General features: G+C 66.6%; 20 protein-coding genes. 7 read left to right on the forward strand and 13 right to left on the reverse strand.

The genetic code is table 11. The annotated features are described in order from the left end of the window. Positions 1–11: 11 nt before the first annotated feature. The gene (locus P3H15_RS14535; protein WP_276137880.1) at positions 12–1,790 is read left to right on the forward strand and encodes a gamma-glutamyltransferase family protein; all 1,779 of its coding nucleotides are present in this window, start codon (positions 12–14) and stop codon (positions 1,788–1,790) included. Positions 1,791–1,878: 88 nt separating this feature from the next. On the opposite strand, the gene P3H15_RS14540 is transcribed toward P3H15_RS14535, so the two are convergent. Next, a complete protein-coding gene (locus tag P3H15_RS14540; RefSeq protein WP_276137881.1) occupies positions 1,879–2,772 on the reverse strand; it encodes a LysR family transcriptional regulator in 894 nt (297 codons plus the stop codon). Positions 2,773–2,882: 110 nt separating this feature from the next. Between P3H15_RS14540 and P3H15_RS14545 the strand changes: the two genes are divergently transcribed. Then, a complete protein-coding gene (locus P3H15_RS14545) occupies positions 2,883–4,373 on the forward strand; it encodes a CoA-acylating methylmalonate-semialdehyde dehydrogenase (protein WP_276137882.1) in 1,491 nt (496 codons plus the stop codon). A gap of 12 nt (positions 4,374–4,385) precedes the next feature. Next, a complete protein-coding gene (locus P3H15_RS14550; RefSeq protein WP_276137883.1) occupies positions 4,386–5,552 on the forward strand; it encodes an iron-containing alcohol dehydrogenase in 1,167 nt (388 codons plus the stop codon). Here P3H15_RS14550 and P3H15_RS14555 read toward each other — a convergent pair. From P3H15_RS14555 to P3H15_RS14565, 3 genes are all read right to left on the reverse strand, one after another. Beyond that, positions 5,549–6,370, reverse strand: a complete 822-nt coding sequence (locus tag P3H15_RS14555) for a PhzF family phenazine biosynthesis protein (protein ID WP_276137884.1) — start codon at positions 6,368–6,370, stop codon at positions 5,549–5,551. The two genes, P3H15_RS14550 and P3H15_RS14555, sit on opposite strands and share 4 nt — an antisense overlap. Before the next feature lie 69 nt (positions 6,371–6,439). Beyond that, positions 6,440–6,934 (reverse strand): DUF3830 family protein, encoded by a 495-nt coding sequence (locus P3H15_RS14560; RefSeq protein WP_012691631.1) that lies wholly within the window; start codon positions 6,932–6,934, stop codon positions 6,440–6,442. A gap of 69 nt (positions 6,935–7,003) precedes the next feature. After that, entirely contained in the window at positions 7,004–8,245 is a 1,242-nt protein-coding gene (locus P3H15_RS14565) for an aspartate aminotransferase family protein (RefSeq protein ID WP_276137885.1), read from the reverse strand. 115 nt (positions 8,246–8,360) lie between these two features. Between P3H15_RS14565 and P3H15_RS14570 the strand changes: the two genes are divergently transcribed. Next, positions 8,361–9,809, forward strand: coding sequence for an NAD-dependent succinate-semialdehyde dehydrogenase (locus P3H15_RS14570; protein WP_276137886.1), 1,449 nt, complete (start codon positions 8,361–8,363; stop codon positions 9,807–9,809). Between the two features lie 43 nt (positions 9,810–9,852). Here the strand turns inward: P3H15_RS14570 and P3H15_RS14575 are convergent, their stop codons facing one another. The 7 genes from P3H15_RS14575 to hsaA form a co-directional block, all read right to left on the reverse strand. Further along, entirely contained in the window at positions 9,853–10,182 is a 330-nt protein-coding gene (locus P3H15_RS14575; protein ID WP_276137887.1) for a PepSY domain-containing protein, read from the reverse strand. Between the two features lie 96 nt (positions 10,183–10,278). Beyond that, positions 10,279–11,652, reverse strand: a complete 1,374-nt coding sequence (locus tag P3H15_RS14580; RefSeq protein ID WP_276137888.1) for a cell wall metabolism sensor histidine kinase WalK — start codon at positions 11,650–11,652, stop codon at positions 10,279–10,281. Next, complete coding sequence (locus tag P3H15_RS14585) at positions 11,642–12,319, reverse strand: response regulator transcription factor (RefSeq protein ID WP_276137889.1); 678 nt, start codon at positions 12,317–12,319, stop codon at positions 11,642–11,644. The genes P3H15_RS14580 and P3H15_RS14585 overlap by 11 nt, the downstream gene beginning before the upstream one ends. 97 nt (positions 12,320–12,416) lie before the next feature. Continuing rightward, on the reverse strand, positions 12,417–13,004 hold the full coding sequence (hsaB, locus tag P3H15_RS14590) for a 3-hydroxy-9,10-secoandrosta-1,3,5(10)-triene-9,17-dione monooxygenase reductase subunit (protein ID WP_276137890.1): 588 nt from the start codon (positions 13,002–13,004) through the stop codon (positions 12,417–12,419). Next, positions 13,001–13,903, reverse strand: a complete 903-nt coding sequence (hsaC, locus tag P3H15_RS14595; protein ID WP_276137891.1) for an iron-dependent extradiol dioxygenase HsaC — start codon at positions 13,901–13,903, stop codon at positions 13,001–13,003. Before hsaC ends, hsaB begins: the two co-directional genes overlap by 4 nt. Continuing rightward, the gene (gene hsaD / locus P3H15_RS14600) at positions 13,903–14,781 is read right to left on the reverse strand and encodes a 4,5:9,10-diseco-3-hydroxy-5,9,17-trioxoandrosta-1(10),2-diene-4-oate hydrolase (RefSeq protein ID WP_276137892.1); all 879 of its coding nucleotides are present in this window, start codon (positions 14,779–14,781) and stop codon (positions 13,903–13,905) included. The genes hsaC and hsaD overlap by 1 nt, the downstream gene beginning before the upstream one ends. Positions 14,782–14,789: 8 nt before the next feature. Beyond that, positions 14,790–15,965, reverse strand: a complete 1,176-nt coding sequence (hsaA, locus tag P3H15_RS14605; RefSeq protein WP_276137893.1) for a 3-hydroxy-9,10-secoandrosta-1,3,5(10)-triene-9,17-dione monooxygenase oxygenase subunit — start codon at positions 15,963–15,965, stop codon at positions 14,790–14,792. Positions 15,966–16,155: 190 nt separating this feature from the next. On the opposite strand from hsaA, the gene P3H15_RS14610 reads away from it, so the two are divergent. The 3 genes from P3H15_RS14610 to P3H15_RS14620 all read left to right on the forward strand — a co-directional run bounded on the left by P3H15_RS14610 (position 16,156) and on the right by P3H15_RS14620 (position 18,232). Beyond that, positions 16,156–17,364, forward strand: a complete 1,209-nt coding sequence (locus P3H15_RS14610; RefSeq protein WP_276137894.1) for a Rieske 2Fe-2S domain-containing protein — start codon at positions 16,156–16,158, stop codon at positions 17,362–17,364. A 2-nt stretch (positions 17,365–17,366) separates the two neighbouring features. Beyond that, on the forward strand, positions 17,367–17,714 hold the full coding sequence (locus P3H15_RS14615) for a hypothetical protein (RefSeq protein WP_160102913.1): 348 nt from the start codon (positions 17,367–17,369) through the stop codon (positions 17,712–17,714). A gap of 140 nt (positions 17,715–17,854) precedes the next feature. After that, positions 17,855–18,232: a VOC family protein gene (locus P3H15_RS14620; RefSeq protein WP_124396304.1), complete on the forward strand. Its 378-nt coding sequence runs from the start codon at positions 17,855–17,857 to the stop codon at positions 18,230–18,232. Positions 18,233–18,271: 39 nt separating this feature from the next. Here the strand turns inward: P3H15_RS14620 and dmpG are convergent, their stop codons facing one another. Both dmpG and P3H15_RS14630 read right to left on the reverse strand, forming a co-directional pair. Next, entirely contained in the window at positions 18,272–19,294 is a 1,023-nt protein-coding gene (gene dmpG / locus P3H15_RS14625) for a 4-hydroxy-2-oxovalerate aldolase (RefSeq protein WP_276137955.1), read from the reverse strand. 44 nt (positions 19,295–19,338) lie between these two features. Beyond that, positions 19,339–20,241 (reverse strand): acetaldehyde dehydrogenase (acetylating), encoded by a 903-nt coding sequence (locus P3H15_RS14630; protein WP_276137895.1) that lies wholly within the window; start codon positions 20,239–20,241, stop codon positions 19,339–19,341. Positions 20,242–20,250: the final 9 nt, after the last annotated feature.

Consider the following 20,250-nt stretch of genomic DNA (forward strand, 5'->3'; position numbering starts at 1 on the left):
AAAGGATCATCGTGTTCACCACTCGCCCCGAACTCACCGGCACTCTCGGCATGGTCACAGCCAGCCATTGGCTCTCCTCACAATCTGGCATGGCCGTCCTCGAGCGCGGCGGAAACGCCTTCGACGCCGCCGTCGCGGCCGCGTTCGTGCTGCAAGTAGTCCAACCCGACCAGAACGGGCCGGGCGGCGAAGTGCCGATTGTCGCCCACCATGCCGCTACCGGTGACACGTTCGTCGTCAACGGCCAGGGCCCCTCCCCTGCCACCTTGACCGGTGATGCCCTCCGCGATCTCGGTGTCGGCTACGTCCCACAGGACGGCCACCTTCCCGCGTGCGTTCCCGCCATGTTCGGCACGCTCACCCTACTGCTGGAGCGCTATGGCACGATGCGACTGCGCGATGTCCTCGACTATGCCATCGGATACGCCGGCGCCGGGTTCCCCACCACCCCGCTCACCTCGCTGGTCATCAACGATGCCCAGGATCGATTCCGTACGCATTGGCATTCCACCGCCGAGGTCTACCTGCCCGGCGGCCGGGTCCCCGCTGCCGGTGAGCGTTTCACCAACAAGCCGCTCGCCGCGACGTTCGAACGTGTTCTGCACGAGGCAGAAGCCCGCACCCCGGATCGCGACGGCCAGATCGCCGCCGCCCGCGACATCTGGTATCGCGGGTTCGTCGCCGATGCCATCGACAAGCACCTCTCGGTGCCGGCGATGGACAGTACCGGCACCGAGCACCGTGGCTTCCTGACCGGCCAAGACGTCGCCGAATGGCAACCCACCATCGAACGGCCCGTCACCTACGACTATCACGGCTACACCCTCGCCAAGCCTCAGCCGTGGAGCCAGGGGCCCGTGTTGCTCCAACAGCTCGCGCTGCTCCGGGGTTTCGATCTCGCTGCGATGGATCCGCTGGGGCCCGACTTCATCCATACGTTCGTCGAGGCTGCCAAGCTGGCCTTCGCAGATCGGGAGGCGTACTACGGTGACCCCGATTTCACCGATGTCCCAATCGATCACCTACTCAGCGCCGCCTACAACGACGACCGTCGACGTCTCATCACCGGCACCGCCAGCGGCGAACTGGTTCCAGGGCGGATCAACGGGAAGATTCCCCGCTTGCCCCGGTTCGTTCACGAACCACTCGACCCGGGCGGCGAGCACCTCCCTATCCCGTACATCGTTCCCGGCTCAGGTCGGACCAACGGCGACACCGTACACATCGACGTCGTAGACAGGTGGGGCAATCTGGCCTCGGTGACGCCCAGCGGGGGATTCTTGTGGGGCGCACCACTCGTTCCCGACCTCGGCTTCGCAGTCGGTATCCGCGGACAGATCTTCAACTTGGAGGCCGGGCTCCCCAACTCCATCGAACCCCGAAAGCGCCCGCGCACCACACTCTCACCCTCGCTCGCGCTTCGCGACGGCGAGCCGTACATGGCATTCGGTACGCCCGGCGGCGACATGCAAGACCAATGGCCCCTCATCTTCCTGCTCAATCACATCCACCACGGCATGAACCTGCAGGAGGCCGTCGATTCCCCCACCTGGAACAGTCTGCATTTCCCCTCTTCGTTCATGGCGAGAGCCTCCAGCCCCAAGGTCGTGCGCGTCGAGGCTCGGATACCGCTCGCCACTCGCAACGAACTCGAACGACGCGGCCACATCATCGATGTTTCCGAAGAGTGGTCACTCGGAATGACCAGTGCCGTGACCCGAACCAGGGACGGCCAGATGCGCGCAGGCATCAGCCCGCGGGGACTGCTCAACTACGCCAGCGGCCGCTGACGCGACCCCGCTGGGGCTGATCTCCACGACCTGGCCCGCGTCTTCGGCATCGCCGTCGCGGACCAGTCGTTCGTGCGCCACCGGCTACTTACCCTGCTGCGCCGCGCAGTTCGGGATTGCCGTCGACGATGGAGTAGAGCGCCTCGGTGATCGCCTTGACCCGGGCCAGGCGGGTCAGTTCCCGCGGCACCACCAGCCAGTAGGTGCGGTGGGCGATGAAGTCGCCGGTGAGGATCGGCACGAGATCCTCGTCGAGCGCCCCGATATAACTCGGCAGTGGCGCGATCCCCACGCCGTGCTTCACCGCCTGGTAGTGGCCGGCGATGTTGTTGGTCTGGATCTGCGCCTGGAAATCCGGAATCAGCGCGTCGAGGATGCGCAGCGGTTCGACGTCGAGGAACGCGTCCACGTACCAGATCAGCGTGTGATGGCGCAGATCCTCGAGGGCCGTGATGGGGTCGTGCTCGCTCAGGTAGTGCCGTGACGCGTACAGGCGGAGGTCGTACTCCGCCAGTTTGCGGACCACGACGGACCGCGGCGACGGTCGTTCGAGGGTGACGGCGATGTCGAAGTCACGCCCGGTCAGCAGGTCGTGGGTGGTCGACGTGACGAGTTCGGTGAACAGATCGGGGTGCTCGGACCGCACCGCCGCGAGACCCGGCACCAGCACGAACGACCCGAAACCGTCGGGCGTGATGATCCGGACGGTACCCGTCAGCCCGCCCCGCGACGACGTCTCGTCGAGTGCGGCGAGCACCGCGGTCTCCACCGCTTCCGCGTGGGGTACCAGCCGTCTGCCCGCTTCGGTGAGCTGCCATCCCGACACCCCGCGGTCGAAAAGCCTCGTGCCCGTGTCTTTCTCGAGGCGGGTGATTCTCCGCGAGACGGTCGTGTGATCGACACCGAGCCGCTTCGCCGCGTCGGCGAGGCGACCGGTTCTCGACAACTCCAGGAGGTAACGCATGTTGTCTGCGGTAAACATCGCCCTCACCCTCGTGCAAATCTGCAGTCCGAAGTGCCATTTTACCCGTTGACGCAGGCATTGTTGCCCAGCAGACTCGTGGTCACCCCACCTTTCCAGGAGTACATCCCATGGCCGTCATCTCCCATTGGTTCGACAACAAGACCTTCCCCGGTACCAGCGGCAACACGGCGCCGGTCACCAACCCGGCGACCGGTGCCGTCACCGGTGAGGTCGCCCTGGCCAGCGTCGAAGACGCCCGCACCGTCATCGACGCCGCCGCCGCCGCCTTCCCCACCTGGCGCGACACCTCCCTCGCCAAGCGCACCCAGATCATCTTCAAATTCCGCGAACTGCTCAACGAACGCAAGGGCGAACTCGCCGAGATCATCACCTCCGAACACGGCAAGGTCGTCTCCGACGCCCTCGGCGAGGTCAGCCGCGGTCAAGAGGTCGTCGAATTCGCCTGCGGCATCGCGCACCTGCTCAAGGGCGGCATGACCGAAAACGCCTCCACCAACATCGACGTCGCCTCCATCCGTCAACCCGTCGGCCCGGTCGGCATCATCTCCCCCTTCAACTTCCCCGCCATGGTCCCGATGTGGTTCTTCCCCATCGCCATCGCCACCGGCAACACGGTGGTGTTGAAGCCGTCGGAGAAAGACCCCACCGCCGCCATCTGGATGGCCGAACTCTGGGCCGAAGCCGGACTCCCCGCCGGCGTGTTCAACGTCCTCCAGGGCGACAAGACGTCCGTCGACGAACTCCTCACCAACCCCGCCGTCAAGGCGATCTCCTTCGTGGGGTCCACCCCCATCGCCCAGTACGTGTATGCCACCGGCACCGCCCACGGCAAGCGCGTCCAGGCATTGGGCGGGGCGAAGAACCACGCCATCGTCCTGCCCGACGCCGACCTCGACCTCGCCGCCGACGCCATGGTCAACGCCGGCTTCGGATCCGCGGGTGAGCGGTGCATGGCCATCAGCGCGCTGGTCGCGGTCGGCGACATCGCCGACGAACTCGTCGCCAAGATCGAAGAGCGCACCAACACGTTGAAGATCGGCGACGGCACCAAAGACTCGGACATGGGCCCGTTGGTGACCAAGGTGCACCGCGACAAGGTCGCCTCCTACATCGATGCCGGCGAAGGCGCCGGCGCCACCATCGTCGTCGACGGCCGACAGGTCCAGCCGAACGGCGGTAAGGACGGGTTCTGGCTCGGACCCACCCTCATCGACCACGTCACCACCGACATGTCCGTCTACACCGACGAAATCTTCGGACCCGTCCTGTCCGTCATCCGCGTCGACTCCTACGACGAGGCCCTCGAACTGGTGAACTCCAGCCAGTTCGGCAACGGCACCGCCATCTTCACCAACGACGGCGGCGCCGCCCGCCGATTCCAGAACGAGGTCGAGGTCGGCATGGTCGGCATCAACGTCCCCATCCCCGTCCCGATGGCCTACTACTCCTTCGGCGGCTGGAAGAACTCCCTGTTCGGCGACACCCACGCCCACGGCGCCGAAGGCGTCCACTTCTTCACCCGCGGCAAGGTCGTCACCACCCGCTGGCTCGACCCCAGCCACGGCGGACTCAACCTCGGATTCCCCCAGAACGCGTAAGGAACCTCTCGCATGAGCGCACACCTCTCACTCCCCCGGTTCGCCCGGATCGGGGCCGGAGCAGTCGACGAGATCGGCTCGGTCGTCGACCAATTGGGTCTGCAGAGACCGGTTCTCGTCACCGACTCCTACCTCGTCGGCACCGGCGCAGCCGACCGGGTGATGGCCCTCCTGAGGTCGGCGGGCAAGGATCCGGCCCTGTTCGACGGCACGGTGCCCGACCCCACCACCGATTCCTTGGCGGACGGGCTGAGGATCGTCGCCGAACACCGGGCGGATTCGGTGATCGGATTCGGTGGCGGCAGTCCGATGGACACCGCGAAGGCGCTGGCCGTGCTGTCCGCGAACGGCGGCGAGATGCGCTCGTACAAGGCACCTCACGTGTACACCGGGAAGGCGCTACCGATCATCGCGATCCCGACCACCGCCGGGAGCGGCTCCGAAGCGACGCAGTTCACCGTCATCAGCGACAGTGCGTCCGACGAGAAGATGCTGTGTCCGGGACTGTCGTTCCTGCCGATCGCCGCGATCGTGGATTTCGAACTCACGATGTCGATGCCACCACGGCTGACCGCCGACACCGGAATCGATGCACTCACCCACGCCATCGAGGCATACGTCAGCAAGAAGGCCCAGCCGTTCACCGATGGGCTCGCTCTCGCCGCGATCCACACCATCGGCAAGCACATCCGCACGGCCTACGCAGACGGTGAGAACCGCACCGCGCGAGAAGCGATGATGGTCGCGTCCACCCAGGCCGGCATGGCGTTCTCCAACTCGAGCGTGGCGCTGGTCCACGGGATGAGCAGGCCGATCGGTGCGCATTTCCATGTCGCACACGGACTGTCGAATGCCATGCTTCTTCCCGCGATCACGGCGTTCTCCGTGCAGGGCGCGGAGAGCCGCTACGCCGACTGCGCGCGGGCGTTCGGCGCCGCATCGGAATCGGCCGGCGATTCCGTGGCCGCGCAGTTCCTCGTCGAGACGCTGAGCACGCTGTGTCACGATCTGAAGGTGCCGACCCCGCTCGAATACGGGATCGATCGCGACGCCTGGGACGGCCTGGTCCCCTTGATGGCAGAGCAGGCGCTGGCGTCCGGATCACCCGGCAACAACCCGGTCGCGCCCACCGCCGAGCAGATCGAGACGCTGTACGCGGAGGTCTTCAGCCAGCGCTAGAACTCGACGGTGCCCCTGAGGTACCGCCGGTACGCCCCGGACAGGTGGACGCGGTTGCCGCGCACGTCGCAGTGAACGGTTCCGCCGCGCGCCGACAGTTGCCGTCCGACGAGGCTGCCACGCCCCAGCGTGGCAGCCCAGTACGGCGCGATCTGCGAGTGCGCGGAACCGGTCACCGGGTCTTCCTTCACGCCGGCCGCGGCACCGAACCATCGCGACACGAAGTCGACCCCGCCCGCGTCCGATGCCGCGGTGACGACGACGCCGCGCACCTTCAGCGGGCTGATCACGGTGAAGTCGGGGGTCATCGACGCGATGTCGTGTTCGGATTCCGCGACGAACACGAGGTCGGTGGCCTTCAGGCACTCCCGCATCGGGATGCCGAGTGCTGCGACGACCCGGGGATCGGCGGCGGTCGGCACCGGCGCCTCGGCCGGGAAATCCATCACCAGCGTGGCGTCCGGTCCCCGATCGACGGTCAGCCAGCCGCTGCGCGTCCAGAACTGGATCCGGTCGGCGTCCGGATGCACGTCCTCGAGGATCTGCGCGGCGGCGGCGAGCGTCGCATGACCGCACAGATCCACCTCGACCGCCGGCGTGAACCACCGCAGGTGATACGCCGGACGTTCCGGGTCGTGAGGCGTCGCGTCCGTGGGAAGGCGCGCGGTGTAGAACGCCGTCTCGGACAGATTGTTCTCTTCGGCGAGTTGCTGGAGAACCGCGTCGTCCAGCCACTCGGTCAGCGGCATGATCGCCGCCGGGTTGCCCTCGAACGGTCCGGCGGCGAACGCGTCGATCTGATGGATGTCCAGCTTCATACCGTCCGATGGTGGCGGATGCCCCCGAACGTCGTCGAGGGCCATCCCGCAGACGCTGGACCGGTCGAGTCAGGCCCGCGCGAAGCTCATCGTCTCGCCCTCGACGCCGCGCATCCAGAGGTCGTTGCACGCGGCCGCCAGTTCCGGCAGCCCCTCCTCGATGGCGGCGAACACGTTGCCGGGCACCCAGCCGACGTCGCCGTTGAGCAGCAGGTTGTTGCGGCCGTAGAAGATCGCGAGGTCGGTGGCGCCCTGTGCGGCGTGCGCCTCGGAGCCGGGCTCGTACCCGTAAGCGGAATTGCCGATCTCCCAGGGCTCGAAGTCGAACAGGCACACGTCACCGGGAATCGGTGTGACGGTGGGATTTTCCCGCCGCGGTGCCGCCGTGATCCGCGGGATCAGCGTGTACACCTCGTTGCGCGCGTACTTGGCGTGGTACGCGTCGCCGCTCTGCGGAAGGACGTCCCACACCGCGTCGCACGTGAGTGGTGCGTCCTCGTCGAGAAGCCGGGCGCGGCACGTGACGCCGCGCTTGTCCAGGGTGATGGTGATGTAGCGAGCCATGTATGCCTCCTTCGGAGCCCGTGAGTACTTGTTAACCGCCCGCGGTTAACAAGTACTCACGGGTGCTGGTCACACTTCGTCGAGCACCTCGGACCAGATCTTCAGGGCGTCCTCGATCTGGTCTGCCGTCACGATGAGCGGTGGAATCATCCGTACCACGTTCATGTGGGCGCCGCAGGTCAACAGCAGCAGCCCCTTCTTCGCTGCCAGTTGCTGCGCCGCAGCCGCTTTCGCACGGTCCGCGGTGCCGTCGGCGGCCGTGAACTCGCTGCCCACGAGCAGCCCGAGGCCGCGGACGTCACCGATCCCGTCGATGGCCTTCCGGCGGGCACCGTCGAGCAACTGCGCGCCCCGGGCAGCGGCGTTGGCGACGAGGTCTTCCTTCTCGATCACCTCGAGCGTCGCGATCGCGGCCGCGCAGGAGACGGCGTTGCCGCCGTACGTCCCGCCCTGCGACCCCGGCCAGCCCTTGGACATCAGCTCCTCGGACGCCGCGATACCCGACAGCGGGAAGCCGCTGGCCAGACCCTTGGCGATGGTGATGATGTCGGGGCGGACGTCGAAGTGCTGGTGCCCGAAGAACTCGCCGGTGCGACCGAACCCGGTCTGGATCTCGTCGATGACGAGCAGGATGCCGTAGCGGTCGGCGCGCTCACGGAGCCCCTGGAAGAACGTGGTGTTGCCGGGCACGTACCCGCCCTCGCCGAGCACCGGTTCGACGACGAACGCGGCCGTCTCGTTCGGCGCGGTGAGCGTCGCGAAGATGTAGTCGAGTTCCCTGAGCGCGAACGCGGTGGCCTCCTCCTCGGACCAGCCGTAGCGGTACGCGTTGGGGAACGGTGCCACGTGCACGCCGCCCATCAGCGGGCTGAAGCCGGCCGAGAACCGGGTACCGGACGTGGTCATCGTCGCCGTCGCGACGGTGCGTCCGTGGAATCCGCCGTGGAAGACGATCACGTTGGGCCTGCCGGTCGCCTGCCGGGACAGTCGCAGCGACGCCTCCACGGCCTCGCTTCCGGAGTTCGCGAAGAACAGCGAGTCGAGCCCTTCGGGCAGCACCGACCCCAGGCGGTCGACGAGTTCGAGCATCGGCTGGTGCATGACCGTGGTGTATTGGCCGTGGATCAGGGAGCCGACCTGCCTGCGGGCGGCCTCGACGACGTGGGGGTGGCAGTGCCCGGTACTGGTGACGCCGATACCCGCGGTGAAGTCGAGATAGCGGCGGCCGTCGGTGCCGTAGAGGTAACAACCTTCACCGTGATCGACCGTCACGGGTGTGGCCTGAGCGAGCAGTGGAGATAGCCGAGTCACGGGTAACCCTCCCACGCGTAGATGCCTTCGAATGTCGGCAAGTGCATTGTCAGATTGTTGACAATCTGTATAACATGGGGACCGTCCCTACGGCAACGGAGAACGGGGAAAAATCATGCTCGAGGACGCAGCAATCGGATCGGTGCAGACCGGCCTGTTCATCGGCGGCAAGTGGCGTGACAGCGCGCGCACCATGCCGGTCCACGACCCGTCCACCGGACAACTCCTGTGCACGGTCGCCGACGCCGACGCCGCGGAGGCCCGCGAGGCGCTCGACGCCGCGGTGGCCGCGCAACCGTCGTGGGCGGCCACCACGCCCCGCGAACGCAGCATCATCCTCATGAACGCGCACCGTCTGCTGCTCGAGAACGTCGACCGGCTCGCGCTCGTCATGACGCTCGAGATGGGCAAACCGCTCACGGAAGCCCGTGGTGAAATCGCCTATGCCGCAGAGTTCTTCCGCTGGTTCGCCGAGGAAGCCGTCCGCATCGACGGCGGCTACACGACGGCGCCGGGCGGCGGATCGCGATTCCTCGTCACCAAACAGCCCGTCGGTCCGAGCCTGCTCATCACCCCGTGGAACTTCCCGATGGCGATGGGCACCCGCAAGATCGGGCCCGCGATCGCCGCCGGGTGCACGTCCGTCATCAAACCGGCCGCCCAGACGCCGCTGTCGATCCTGGCGCTCGCCGACATCCTCACCGAGGCCGGGCTGCCGGACGGCGTCGTCAACGTCGTCACCACGTCCAGCCCCGACGAGGTCATCACCCCCCTCATCCTCGACGGCCGGGCCCGCAAGCTCTCGTTCACCGGTTCGACCAAGGTCGGGAAGCATCTGCTCGAACTGTGCGCCCGCACCGTGATGCGCACGTCCATGGAACTCGGCGGCAACGCGCCGTTCCTCGTGTTCGACGACGCGAATCTCGACGACGCCGTCGACGGCGCGATGGCCGCGAAGATGCGCAACATCGGCCAGGCCTGCACGGCCGCCAACCGTATCCTCGTGCACAGTTCGGTCGCCGAGGAATTCACCCGCAAGCTCACGCAGCGGATGGAGGCCCTGCCCGTCGGGCGCGGCACCGAGGACGGCGTCGTCGTCGGACCGCTGATCGACGAGGCCGCCGTCGCCAAGGTGAGCAGCCTCGTCGCGGACGCGATCGACCGCGGCGCCACCGTACTCACCGGAGGCGAGGCACTCGACCGCCCGGGCAACTTCTACCCGGCGACGGTGCTGACGGGCGTCCCCGACGACGCCGAGATGTGCCACAACGAGATCTTCGGCCCGGTCGCCGCGATCAGCACGTTCGAGACCGAGGCCGAGGCCGTCGAGCGCGCCAACGACACCCCGTACGGGCTGGTGGCCTACGTGTACACCGAGAGCCTCAAGCGCGGCATCCGCGTGTGCGAGGCGCTGGAGTCGGGCATGGTCGGACTCAACCAGGGTGTGGTGTCGAACCCGGCCGCACCGTTCGGCGGCGTCAAGGAATCCGGGCTCGGACGCGAGGGCGGGACCACCGGCATCGACGAGTTCCTCGAGACCAAATACATCGGTGTCGCGATGTGACGGGACTCCCTGATGCGCTCGCGAGATGACCCTTGCCCACGGCTCAGTTGCCCGGCGCTTCCTCGTCCGCGCCCGGTGCGTCGGTCTTGTCGCCCACGACGTTGAACGCGGCGTCGAGTTGCACGTCCACCTGCCTGCCGTCGGCCAGAGTGACCTCCACTTCGTACTGGCTTTCCTCGTCCCCGATCTCGGTAGCGGTAACGGTGCCGCCACCGGTGTGCGCCAACGCCGCCGCAGTGGCCTGATCCAGCGCCGTTCCGGGCGGAATGGGCGTCTCGCTGTCGTCGCCGCCGGCGACAGCGATGCCCACGCTCCCGGCGGCGATGGCCACTGAGGCCACCGCCCCGACGACCCATTTGGTCGTTCGCTTCATGACGCGCTCCTCTGCTGAAGAATCGCCGAGGTCCGGCGGTCGGCTCCGAGTCTGCTCCGCCTGTGCTGACCAGAAGCTGAATGCCGCCGACGGGATTCAGGTCGCGGCCGGAAACACGAGCTCGAACCGTGCTCCCCCCAGATCGCTACGCCCGACGGTGATTTCGGCGCCGTGTGCGCGAGCGAGTTCGGCGACGATCGCGAGACCGAGTCCGCTACCGCCGTCGTCGCGAGCCCGCGCGTCATCGAGCCGCACGAATCGTTCGAAGATCCGCCCGCGGTCTTCTTCGGCGATCCCCGGACCGTCGTCGTCGATGGTGAGCCGCACCGTGCCGCCGTGTTCGACGACGCGCAGCGCAACCCTGTGACGAGCATGACGTGTCGCGTTCTCCCCGAGGTTGCGCAGCAGCCGGCGCAGGGCGGCGCTGTCGCCGATGAGCTGTCCACCCGATACGCCGCTGGTGTCGACCTCGATGCCGGTGTCGGACCGGAGCCGATCGGCTTCCTCGAACACCAGGTCGTCGAGGTCGACTGGTTCACGATGCAGGCGCAATGCGTTCTCGTCCACGCGGGCAAGCAACAGGAGGTCCTCGACGAGGCGCTGTACGCGCAGATTCTCGGCGAGCACCGTTTCGGCGAATTCGGTGGCGTCGGTCTTGTCCGGGTGGGCCAGTGCCACCTCGGCACGGTGCCGGATGGCGGCAACGGGTGACCGCAGCTCGTGAGAGACGTCGGAGATGAACCGGTGCTGGGTCTGCGCCGCGTGCTCGAGGCGGCCGAGCATGCGGTTCATCGTCGCGGCGAGACGAGCGATCTCGTCTCCTCCCGCGGGTACGGGCACCCGGCGGTGCAACGCCGCCGCAGAGATCTCGTCGACATCACTCCGTATGCGTTCCACCGGCGCCAGCGCCCGCCCACTCATGTACCAGGTCGTTGCTGCAACGAGCGCGAGCAGCGCCGGGAGGCCGATCTGAAGCATTCGCTCAACCTGCCTCGTCGTCTCCGAGACCCCGACGAGAGGCCTGGCGACGATGACGACGAGAGGACCGTCCGTAGTATTCGCCGGTGCGGCGACGGCGATGAACTCGTCCTCGTCTACCGACGGCGTGAATCGTGTCCACGCGCCAGGCTGCAACCGTGCCACGGCGGGCTCACCGGCGATGGCTCGGCTCGATCGCACCACCGCGCCGGACGCGTCGAGAACCTGCACCAGCTGTTCGTCCGCCGCCGCGATATCGAGGTCAGGTTGGCCGAGGCCGAATTCCAGCGCTGACGCGAACTCCTGAGCCTGTTCCCCGGAAACATCGACGACCTCGGCGATCAGCGTGTTCCGCAGCGCAGCGACCAGCACGATCGCACCGGCGAGCAGTGCGATACCGACGATGACGACCGCTGCCAGGGTGGTGCGGAACCGAACCGTGCCGAGCCGCGCACGAAGCCTTCGCAGGACCGAACCACGGTCATCCGCCATCGGACACCAGACGATAGCCAAAGCCCCGGACCGTCTCTATCGCAGCACGACCGAACGGGCGGTCGAGCTTGTTGCGCAGCCGCCCGACATACACCTCGACAATGTTCGGATCCCCTTCGAAATTGTCGTCCCACACGTGTGCCAGTACTTGTTGTTTGGTCACCGCCTCGCCGGATCTGCGAAGCAGGAACTCCAGCAGTGCGAACTCGCGAGCGGTCAGGGGGACGTCCACATCTCCCCGCCGGACCCGTCTCGCTGCGGGGTCGAGCCACAGATCGCCGGCCGACAGCGTCGCGGGCCGCTCGGGTGCACCGCGCCGAACAAGCGCCCGCAACCGGGCAACCAGCACCGCGTGCGAGAACGGTTTCGTGAGGTAGTCGTCTGCGCCGGTGTCGAGCGCCTCTACCTCGTCCCACTCGCCGTCCTTCGCCGTCAACATCAGGATCGGCGTCCAAATATGCTGGGTGCGCAGTTCCGCACATACCCGATAGCCGTTGAGCCCCGGCAACATGACGTCGAGAACGATGGCATCGAAGTCGTTCTCCTGGGCCATCCACAGGCCATCGGTCCCGTTGTAGGCGACGTCGACCGCGAATCCCTCGGCCTCGAGACCCCTGCGTAGGCCAGTGGCAAGCCGTCTCTCGTCGTCGACCACCAGTACTCGCATTTCAACTCCTCGCCACCATCATGATCCTGGCGGGACCTGAACCCGGTCTGAATTGTCGATTGGCCTGCATGGTTCTCGATTGCAGTCGACCGCAGATCTACAACCAGGTGTCTTCCGACGACGTGGTGAGGAACGCCTCGAGGTCGTCGCGCCACGGCGCGGGCACGGTCTTGTCCGGTTCGATGCCGGTGTACTGCCCGCGGTAGAACAGCAACGGCCGCTCCTCCTTGATCTCGCTCAGGGAGGAGACCCGGCCGAACGCCACCCAGTGGTCGCCGCCGTCGTGCACGCTTTCGAGCGAGCAGTCGATGTGGGCGAGTGAACCGGTGAGGATCGGCGATCCCAGCGGCGACGCCGTCCAGTCGATTCCGGCGAACTTGTCCGGCTCGCGGGACCCGAATCGGGCGCACGTCGACTGTTGTTCTTCCGCGAGCACGTTGACGCAGAACACGCCGCTGCGCTCGATCGCCGCCCACGACCGCGACGACTTGGTCGGGCAGAACAGCACCAGCGGCGGTTCCAGCGACAGCGCGGCGAACGACTGGCAGGCGAACCCCACCGGTTCGCCGTCGTCGACGGTCGTGATGATGGTGACACCGGTGCAGAACTGGCCGAGCACCGTCCGGAACCGTCGCGGATCGATCGCCTCGGCCGCGACGGCCCCGTCCCCGGTCACCTCGCTCACGGCTGCATCCCGACGCTGAAGTCGTGACCCCACAGGCTGACGGCCGTGCTCTCCCTCGCAATCCAGCTCTCGTCCTCGACCTGACGCCCCTCGCAACCGAATTCGACGTCGAACCCGCCGGGCGTCTTCATGTAGAAGGACAGCATCAGGTCGTTGACATGACGGCCGAGCGTGGCCGACATCTTGACCTTCTTGCGGAGTGCGCGGTCGAGGCACAGCCCGACGTCGTCGGAGTTCTCGACCTCGATCATGAGGTGCACGATGCCGCTGGGTGTGGGCATCGGCAGGAACGCGAGGCTGTGGTGCCGCGGATTGCAGCCGAAGAACCGCAACCACGCCGGTTTGCCGTCGGCCGGTCGCCCGACCATCTGCGGGGGCAACCGCATCGAGTCGCGCAGGCGGAAGCCGAGGACGTCGCGGTAGAAGTGCAGCGACGCGTCGTCGTCCGTCGTCGAGAGGACGACGTGCCCGAGCCCCTGCTCACCGGTGACGAACTTGTGGCCGTACGGGCTGACCACCCGCCGATGTTCGAGGGCCGCGCCGTGGAACGCCTCGAGCGTGTTGCCGGACGGGTCCTCGAACGTGATCAGCTCGTCGACCCTGCGGTCCTGCAGTTGTTCCGCCGTGCCCTCCTTGAACGCGACGCCGGCCGCCGACAGGTTGTCGCGAACCTCCTGCAGCTCCGCCGCATTCGCCGTTTCCCAGCCCGACACCGACAGCCGGTCGTGCTCCCCCGGGAAGATCACGAGACGAGCCGGGAAATCGTCCATCCGCAGATACAGAGCGTCCGGGTCGGAACCCTTGCCCTCGACCATGCCGAGCACCTTGAGGCCGTATTCGCGCCACGCGGCCATGTCGGTGGCCTCGATGCGCATGTACGCCAGAGAACGAATACTCATCACTTACCCCCGTCCAGGAGGAAATCGGTTGCCAGACGGTTGAACTCGTCGAATTTCTCCAGCTGCGCCCAGTGTCCGCACCCGCCGAACACGTGCAGCTGCGCCCGCGGGATCATCTTCAGCGCCACCAGCGCCCCGTCGAGCGGGTTGACCCGGTCTTCACGGCCCCAGATCAGCAGCACCCGCTGGCGCAGCTTGTAGGCGTCGCGCCAGAGCATGCCCAGTTCGAAATTGGCCGAGGAGAACGATTTTCCCATCGCCTTCGCCGCGGCGAGCGACTCGGGGGTGCTCGCGGCGGCGAACCGTTCGTCGATCAGTTCGTCGGTGATCAGCTTCTGATCGAACACCATGATGCGCAGGAACGCCTCGAGGTTCTCGCGGGTGGGCTGGTAGCCGAACCTGCCGAGGTTCTTCACGCCCTCGGTCGGGTCCGGGGCGAACAGGTTGACGCTCAACCCGCCCGGTCCCATCAGCACCAGCCGGCCTGCGCGGTCCGGATAGTCGAGCGCGAAACGCACTGCGGCACCGCCACCGAGAGAATTGCCGAGCAGGTGGACGCGTCCGCCGATGCCGAGGGTGTCGAGCAGGTCCTTCAGTGCGGACGCACTGTGCACGAAGTACTGCGGGTGCTCGGTCGGCTTGTCCGACAACCCGTACCCCGGCTGGTCGACGGCCAGCACGTGGAACTTCTCGGCGAGAACCGGGATGTTCCTGGCGAAGTTCGACCACGACGACGCACCCGGACCGCCACCGTGCAGCAGCACGATCGTGGTGTCGTTGCCGACGCCGGCCTCGTGGTAGTGCAACGTCAGGTCGGGCCGCACCTGGGCGAACTTCGAGGTGGACTCGAACGTGAGGGCTTCTTCGGTCGTCGTCACGTGTTCTCCTAGACCATCGTGTCGGTGATGGGCAGCCCGAATTCGCCTGTGCCGTACATGACGTAGGCGCGCTCGGGATCGTTGGCCGCATGGACGCGTCCGGCGTGCGCATCCCGCCAGAACCGTTGCAGCGGGGTGCCGTTGGCCAGCGCGGTGGCCCCCGAGCTCTCGAACAGTTTGTCGATGGACGAAATGGCGCGGCCGGTGGCGCGCACCTGGTCGCGGCGCGCCCGCAGTCGCAACTCGAACGGCACTTCCTCACCGGCGACGAGCAGCGCGTACTCGTCGGCGACGTTGCCGGACAACTGGCGCCACGCGGCGTCGATGTCACTCGAGGCCTCGGCGATGCGGACCTTCGCGAACGGGTCGTCCTTCGCCTTCTCGCCGGCGAACGCCGCGCGAACCCGCTTGCCCTGGTGCTCGACGTGGGCGTCGTAGGCGCCGTAGGCCATCCCGACGATCGGCGCGGAGATAGTGGTGGGATGGATTGTTCCCCAGGGCATCTTGTAGACGGGCGCGGTGTTGCGCTCGAGCCCGGGCGCGGTGAGAGTGCTCATCGCTTTGAAGCTGAGGACGCGGTGCCGCGGGACGAACACGTCCTCGACCACCACGGTGTTGCTGCCGGTTCCGCGGAGCCCCACCACGTTCCACACGTCGTCGATCCGGTAGTCCTCGCGGGGGATCAGGAAGCTGACGAAGTCGACGGGGCGGCCGTCCTTGATGACGGGACCGCCGAGCACCGCCCAGGTGGCGTGATCACAGCCGGACGACCAGGCCCACGCGCCGTTGACCGTGTATCCGCCGTCGACGACCTGCCCTGCACCCATCGGCGCGTACGACGACGAGATGCGAACGTCGGTGTCGTTGCCCCACACGTCCTCCTGCGCCTGCTGAGAGAACAGCGCGAGGTGCCAGTTGTGGACACCGATGATCGACGAGACCCACCCGGTGGAACCGCACGCGCTCGCGATCTTCCGCACCGCGGAGTAGAACAGCACCGGATCCGCCTGGTAACCACCCCACTGTTCGGGCTGGAGCAGCCGGAAGAATCCGGCCTCCTGGAGCGCCTTCATGGAATCGTCGGGGATACGACGGAGATCCTCGGTCTCCTGCGCCCGCTCTCGCAGCGTCGGCAGTAGTGCGTCGAGCCGCTGCATCACCTCGTGACTGTCATGGTCACCCACAGGACGCTCCTGTCTCGTTCGATGGTTCACTTGCCTTCTGAGATTAGAACACGTTCCCATTTATGTCGAGATACCGGCAAAGGTGCTGTTTGACGGCCCGGGTCTGGAAGAAAGCCCCAGAAAATCTGGCGGATCGTGTCGAAGTTCTATAACGTGTTCTACTAACAGCATGAAGGGATGTGAGGGCACAATGGCGCAGATTCGCGAGATCGATGTGGGCACGGTCCAGACGCGCTTCGCGCGTGGTTGGCACTGCCTCGGTTTGACCAAGACGTTCAAGGACGGCAAACCGCATTCGATCGAGGCATTCGGCACCAAACTCGTCGTCTTCGCCGACAGCAAGGGCGAACTGAAGGTTCTGGACGCGTACTGCCGGCACATGGGCGGGGACCTGTCGCAGGGCACCGTGAAGGGCGATTCCGTGGCCTGCCCGTTCCACGACTGGCGCTGGGGCGGCAACGGCAAGTGCACCAGCATTCCCTACGCGCGCCGGGTTCCCCCGATCGCCCGCACCCGGGCATGGATCACGCTCGAGCAGAACGGTCAGCTGTTCGTCTGGAACGACCCGGAGGGCAATCCCCCGCCGGAGAACGTCACCATCCCCCGCATCGAGGGCGCATACAGCGACGACTGGACCGACTGGACCTGGAACTCGATGCTGATCGAGGGCTCCAACTGCCGCGAGATCATCGACAACGTGGTCGACATGGCCCACTTCTTCTACATCCACTACGCGTTTCCGACGTACTTCAAGAACGTCTTCGAAGGCCACATCGCGACGCAGTACCTCAACACGAAGGGCCGCCCCGACGTCGGAATGGCGACGCAGTACGGCATGGAATCGCTGCTGCGCTCCGAGGCCGCGTACTACGGCCCGTCCTACATGATCAATCCGCTGTGGAACAGCTACGGCGGGTACGAGGTCGAGAGCGTTCTCATCAACTGCCACTATCCGGTGACGAACAATTCGTTCGTGCTCCAGTACGGCGTCACCGTCAAGAAACCCACCGGCATCGACGACGTGGCGGCCGACAAGCTGGCCGCGAAGTTCACCGAGGGCATCGCCGAGGGCTTCCTGCAGGACGTCGAGATCTGGAAGAACAAGACCAAGATCGACAATCCCCTGCTCTGCGACGAGGACGGTCCGGTCTACCAGCTGCGACGCTGGTACGACCAGTTCTACGTCGACGTCGCCGACGTCACCGACAAGATGACGCAGCGCTTCGAGTTCGAGGTCGACACCACCAAGGCCAACGAGGCCTGGCAGCACGAGGTCGACGAGAACCTGGCCCGGCAGAAGGCCGAACGTGAGGCTGCCGAGGGGTCCGAGAATGCGACTGCCGAGGGGTCCGTGAATACGACCGCGGCGCGGTCCGACAGCAGGGAAGCGCAGGTCTGATCATGAGTGCCTCGACCGAATGGGCCAAAGCTCCCGACTTCGCCGGGCAGCCTGCTCGGCTCGAGGCCATTCATGCGCAGACGGTGGCAGACAAGGCCACCTACCTCGACGACGGCATGAACGAAGTCGAGTGCCGTACGTGCGGAACCTGTGTGCTGGTGCGCAAGAACAGCCTCAAGCACACAAGCGTCCAGTGGACGGACGACCCCGCGAAGACGTGCCCGACCTTCCGGGACGCCGTCGGCGAGGGAAAGTCCACCGCGCTCCGGGAAGGGTGCCCGCGGCTGTGGGACAGCATCGATCACGCGGTGATGGAGGGGTTCATCGACGTGCGAGATCGAGTCGAATAGTCGCCGGCGCCTGCGCGCCCGGGTAGATCGCCCGATGTGACATTCGTGCAGTCAGGAGCTGCACGAATGTCACATCGGGCGCTTAGGCTGGAATGTGCCGTCGGACGCGGCGGCGTCAGCCGAACCACCGGAGGCGTGCCATGACAGGCCGAATCGTGCACTTCGAGATCCCCTTCGACGACGGTGACCGCGCACGAGCGTTCTATCGCGACGCATTCGGGTGGGCCATCGCCGAGATCCCCGACATGGAATACAGCATGGTCACCACCGGCCCCGTCGGCGAGAGCGGCATGCCCGACGAGCCCGGCTACATCAACGGCGGCATGATGCAGCGCGGGGAGGTGACCTCCCCCGTGGTCACCGTCGACGTCGAGAGCATCGAATCCGCCCTCGAACGGATCGAATCCCTCGGCGGGAAGACCGTCACCGGCAGGACCCCCGTCGGGAACATGGGTTTCGCCGCGTACTTCACCGATTCCGAGGGCAACGTCGTCGGGCTGTGGGAGACCGCCCGCTGACCCGTGAGTACTTGTTAACCGCCCGACGTTAAGAAGTACTCACGGGCGGCGCAGCCGCTGCAGTTCGAGCGCGATGTCGATGAGCTGGTCTTCCTGGCCGCCGACGAGTTTGCGTTTGCCGGCGCGGACGAGGAGTTCGGCGGACGAGACGCCGTACCGCTCGGCCTGGCGTTCGGCGTGCTTGAGGAAGCTCGAATAGACGCCCGCGTACCCCATCATCAGGGCCTGCCGGTCGAGGAGGCATTCGGCGGGCATCGCGGGACGCACCACGTCCTCGGCGGCGTCGGCGATGGCGAAGAAGTCGATGCCCGTCTTGACACCGATCTTGTCGCACACGCCGACGATTGCCTCGACCGGCGCGTTTCCGGCACCGGCACCGAATCGTCGTGTGCTGCCGTCGATCTGCTTGGCACCCGCCCTGATCGCGGCGATCGAGTTGGCCACGCCGAGGCCGAGGTTCTCGTGACCGTGGAAGCCGACCTGCGCGTCCGAGCCGAGTTCCTGCACCAGCGCCTCGACGCGGTCCGACACCTGCTCGAGCACGAGGGCGCCCGCGGAGTCGACGACGTACACGCACTGACAGCCGGCGTCGGCCATGATGCGGGCCTGCTCGGCGAGCTTCTCCGGTGGGATGGAATGCGCCATCATCAGGAAGCCGACGGTCTCGAGTCCGCGGTCGCGGGCCAGCCCGAAATGCTGGACGGACACGTCGGCCTCGGTGCAGTGCGTGGCGATGCGGCAGATCGACGCACCATTGTCCTGGGCGACGATGATGTCGTCCTTGATGCCGAGCCCGGGCAGCATCAGGAACGCGATCTTCGCGTTCTTCGCCGTGTCGACGGCGATCGAGATGAGTTCCTGCTCCGGCACCTTCGAGAATCCGTAGTTGAACGAGGACCCACCGAGTCCGTCGCCGTGGGTCACCTCGATGACGGGGACCCCGGCGCCGTCGAGGGCACCGACGATGGCCCGGACCTCCTCTCCGCTGAACTGGTGCCGCTTGTGGTGCGAACCGTCCCGCAGGGAGGTGTCGGTGACGCGGATGTCCCAGCTGCTGCGCATATTTCCCGTCGCTCCGCTCGCCCCTTCGAAATGGACCATAGTGCTCATGCCTCCACACTCAGGAGCTTCTGGGCGATCTCCTCGCCCACCTTGGTTGCCGCCGCGGTCATGATGTCGAGGTTGCCCGCGTACGGCGGCAGGAAGTCGCCTGCACCCTCCACTTCGACGAACGTCGTGACCGTCGCCTGCCCGCCCGACACGACGCTCGGGTCGTCGAACTGGGGTTCGTTCAGTAGCCGGTAGCCGGGGACGTACTGCTGGATGTCCGCGACGACGCGGTGGATGGACTCCGTGATGGCGGCGTGGTCGGCGTCCTCGGGGATCGCGCAGAAGATCGTGTCGCGCATGATCATCGGTGGGTCGGCGGGGTTGAGGATGATGATGGCCTTGCCGCGCCGCGCTCCGCCGATGGTCTCGATGCCGCGGCTGGTGGTCTTGGTGAACTCGTCGATGTTGGCGCGGGTGCCCGGGCCCGCGGAGACGGACGCCACTGACGCGACGATCTCGGCGTAGGGCACGTCGACGACGCGGGAGACGGCGTACACGATCGGGATCGTGGCCTGCCCGCCGCACGTGATCATGTTGACGTTGGGTGCGCCGAGGTGTTCGCGCAGGTTGGCGGGCGGGACCACGGCCGGTCCGACGGCGGCGGGAGTGAGGTCGACGGCGCGGATTCCCGCGGCCGCGTACTTCGGCGCGGCCTCCCGGTGCACGTACGCCGACGTGGCCTCGAAGACGAGGTCGGGTTTCTCCGGCTGGTTCAGCAACCAGTCGACGCCCTCGGCGGACGTCTCCAGTCCCATCGTGCGGGCCCGTGCCAGGCCCTCGCTCTCGGGGTCGATCCCGATCATCCAGCGGGGTTCGAGCCACTCGGATCGCTGCAGCTTGTAGAGCAGGTCGGTGCTGATGTTGCCCGAGCCGACGATCGCCACACTTGCCTTGGTCATGAACAAACT

The sequence above is a fragment of the Rhodococcus sp. T2V genome, from assembly GCF_029269925.1.
In the GTDB taxonomy this organism is placed as follows: domain Bacteria; phylum Actinomycetota; class Actinomycetes; order Mycobacteriales; family Mycobacteriaceae; genus Rhodococcus_F; species Rhodococcus_F koreensis.

Excerpts from the sequence above, each read along its gene's own strand:
- P3H15_RS14540 (WP_276137881.1), bottom strand. The coding sequence starts at position 2,772 with ATGTTTACCGCAGACAACATGCGTTACCTCCTGGAGTTGTCGAGAACC.
- P3H15_RS14545 (WP_276137882.1), top strand. The coding sequence starts at position 2,883 with ATGGCCGTCATCTCCCATTGGTTCGACAACAAGACCTTCCCCGGTACC.
- P3H15_RS14550 (WP_276137883.1), top strand. The coding sequence starts at position 4,386 with ATGAGCGCACACCTCTCACTCCCCCGGTTCGCCCGGATCGGGGCCGGA.
- P3H15_RS14555 (WP_276137884.1), bottom strand. The coding sequence starts at position 6,370 with ATGAAGCTGGACATCCATCAGATCGACGCGTTCGCCGCCGGACCGTTC.
- P3H15_RS14560 (WP_012691631.1), bottom strand. The coding sequence starts at position 6,934 with ATGGCTCGCTACATCACCATCACCCTGGACAAGCGCGGCGTCACGTGC.
- P3H15_RS14570 (WP_276137886.1), top strand. The coding sequence starts at position 8,361 with ATGCTCGAGGACGCAGCAATCGGATCGGTGCAGACCGGCCTGTTCATC.
- P3H15_RS14575 (WP_276137887.1), bottom strand. The coding sequence starts at position 10,182 with ATGAAGCGAACGACCAAATGGGTCGTCGGGGCGGTGGCCTCAGTGGCC.
- P3H15_RS14580 (WP_276137888.1), bottom strand. The coding sequence starts at position 11,652 with ATGGCGGATGACCGTGGTTCGGTCCTGCGAAGGCTTCGTGCGCGGCTC.
- P3H15_RS14585 (WP_276137889.1), bottom strand. The coding sequence starts at position 12,319 with ATGCGAGTACTGGTGGTCGACGACGAGAGACGGCTTGCCACTGGCCTA.
- hsaC (WP_276137891.1), bottom strand. The coding sequence starts at position 13,903 with ATGAGTATTCGTTCTCTGGCGTACATGCGCATCGAGGCCACCGACATG.
- P3H15_RS14610 (WP_276137894.1), top strand. The coding sequence starts at position 16,156 with ATGGCGCAGATTCGCGAGATCGATGTGGGCACGGTCCAGACGCGCTTC.
- P3H15_RS14615 (WP_160102913.1), top strand. The coding sequence starts at position 17,367 with ATGAGTGCCTCGACCGAATGGGCCAAAGCTCCCGACTTCGCCGGGCAG.
- P3H15_RS14620 (WP_124396304.1), top strand. The coding sequence starts at position 17,855 with ATGACAGGCCGAATCGTGCACTTCGAGATCCCCTTCGACGACGGTGAC.
- dmpG (WP_276137955.1), bottom strand. The coding sequence starts at position 19,294 with ATGCGCAGCAGCTGGGACATCCGCGTCACCGACACCTCCCTGCGGGAC.
- P3H15_RS14630 (WP_276137895.1), bottom strand. The coding sequence starts at position 20,241 with ATGACCAAGGCAAGTGTGGCGATCGTCGGCTCGGGCAACATCAGCACC.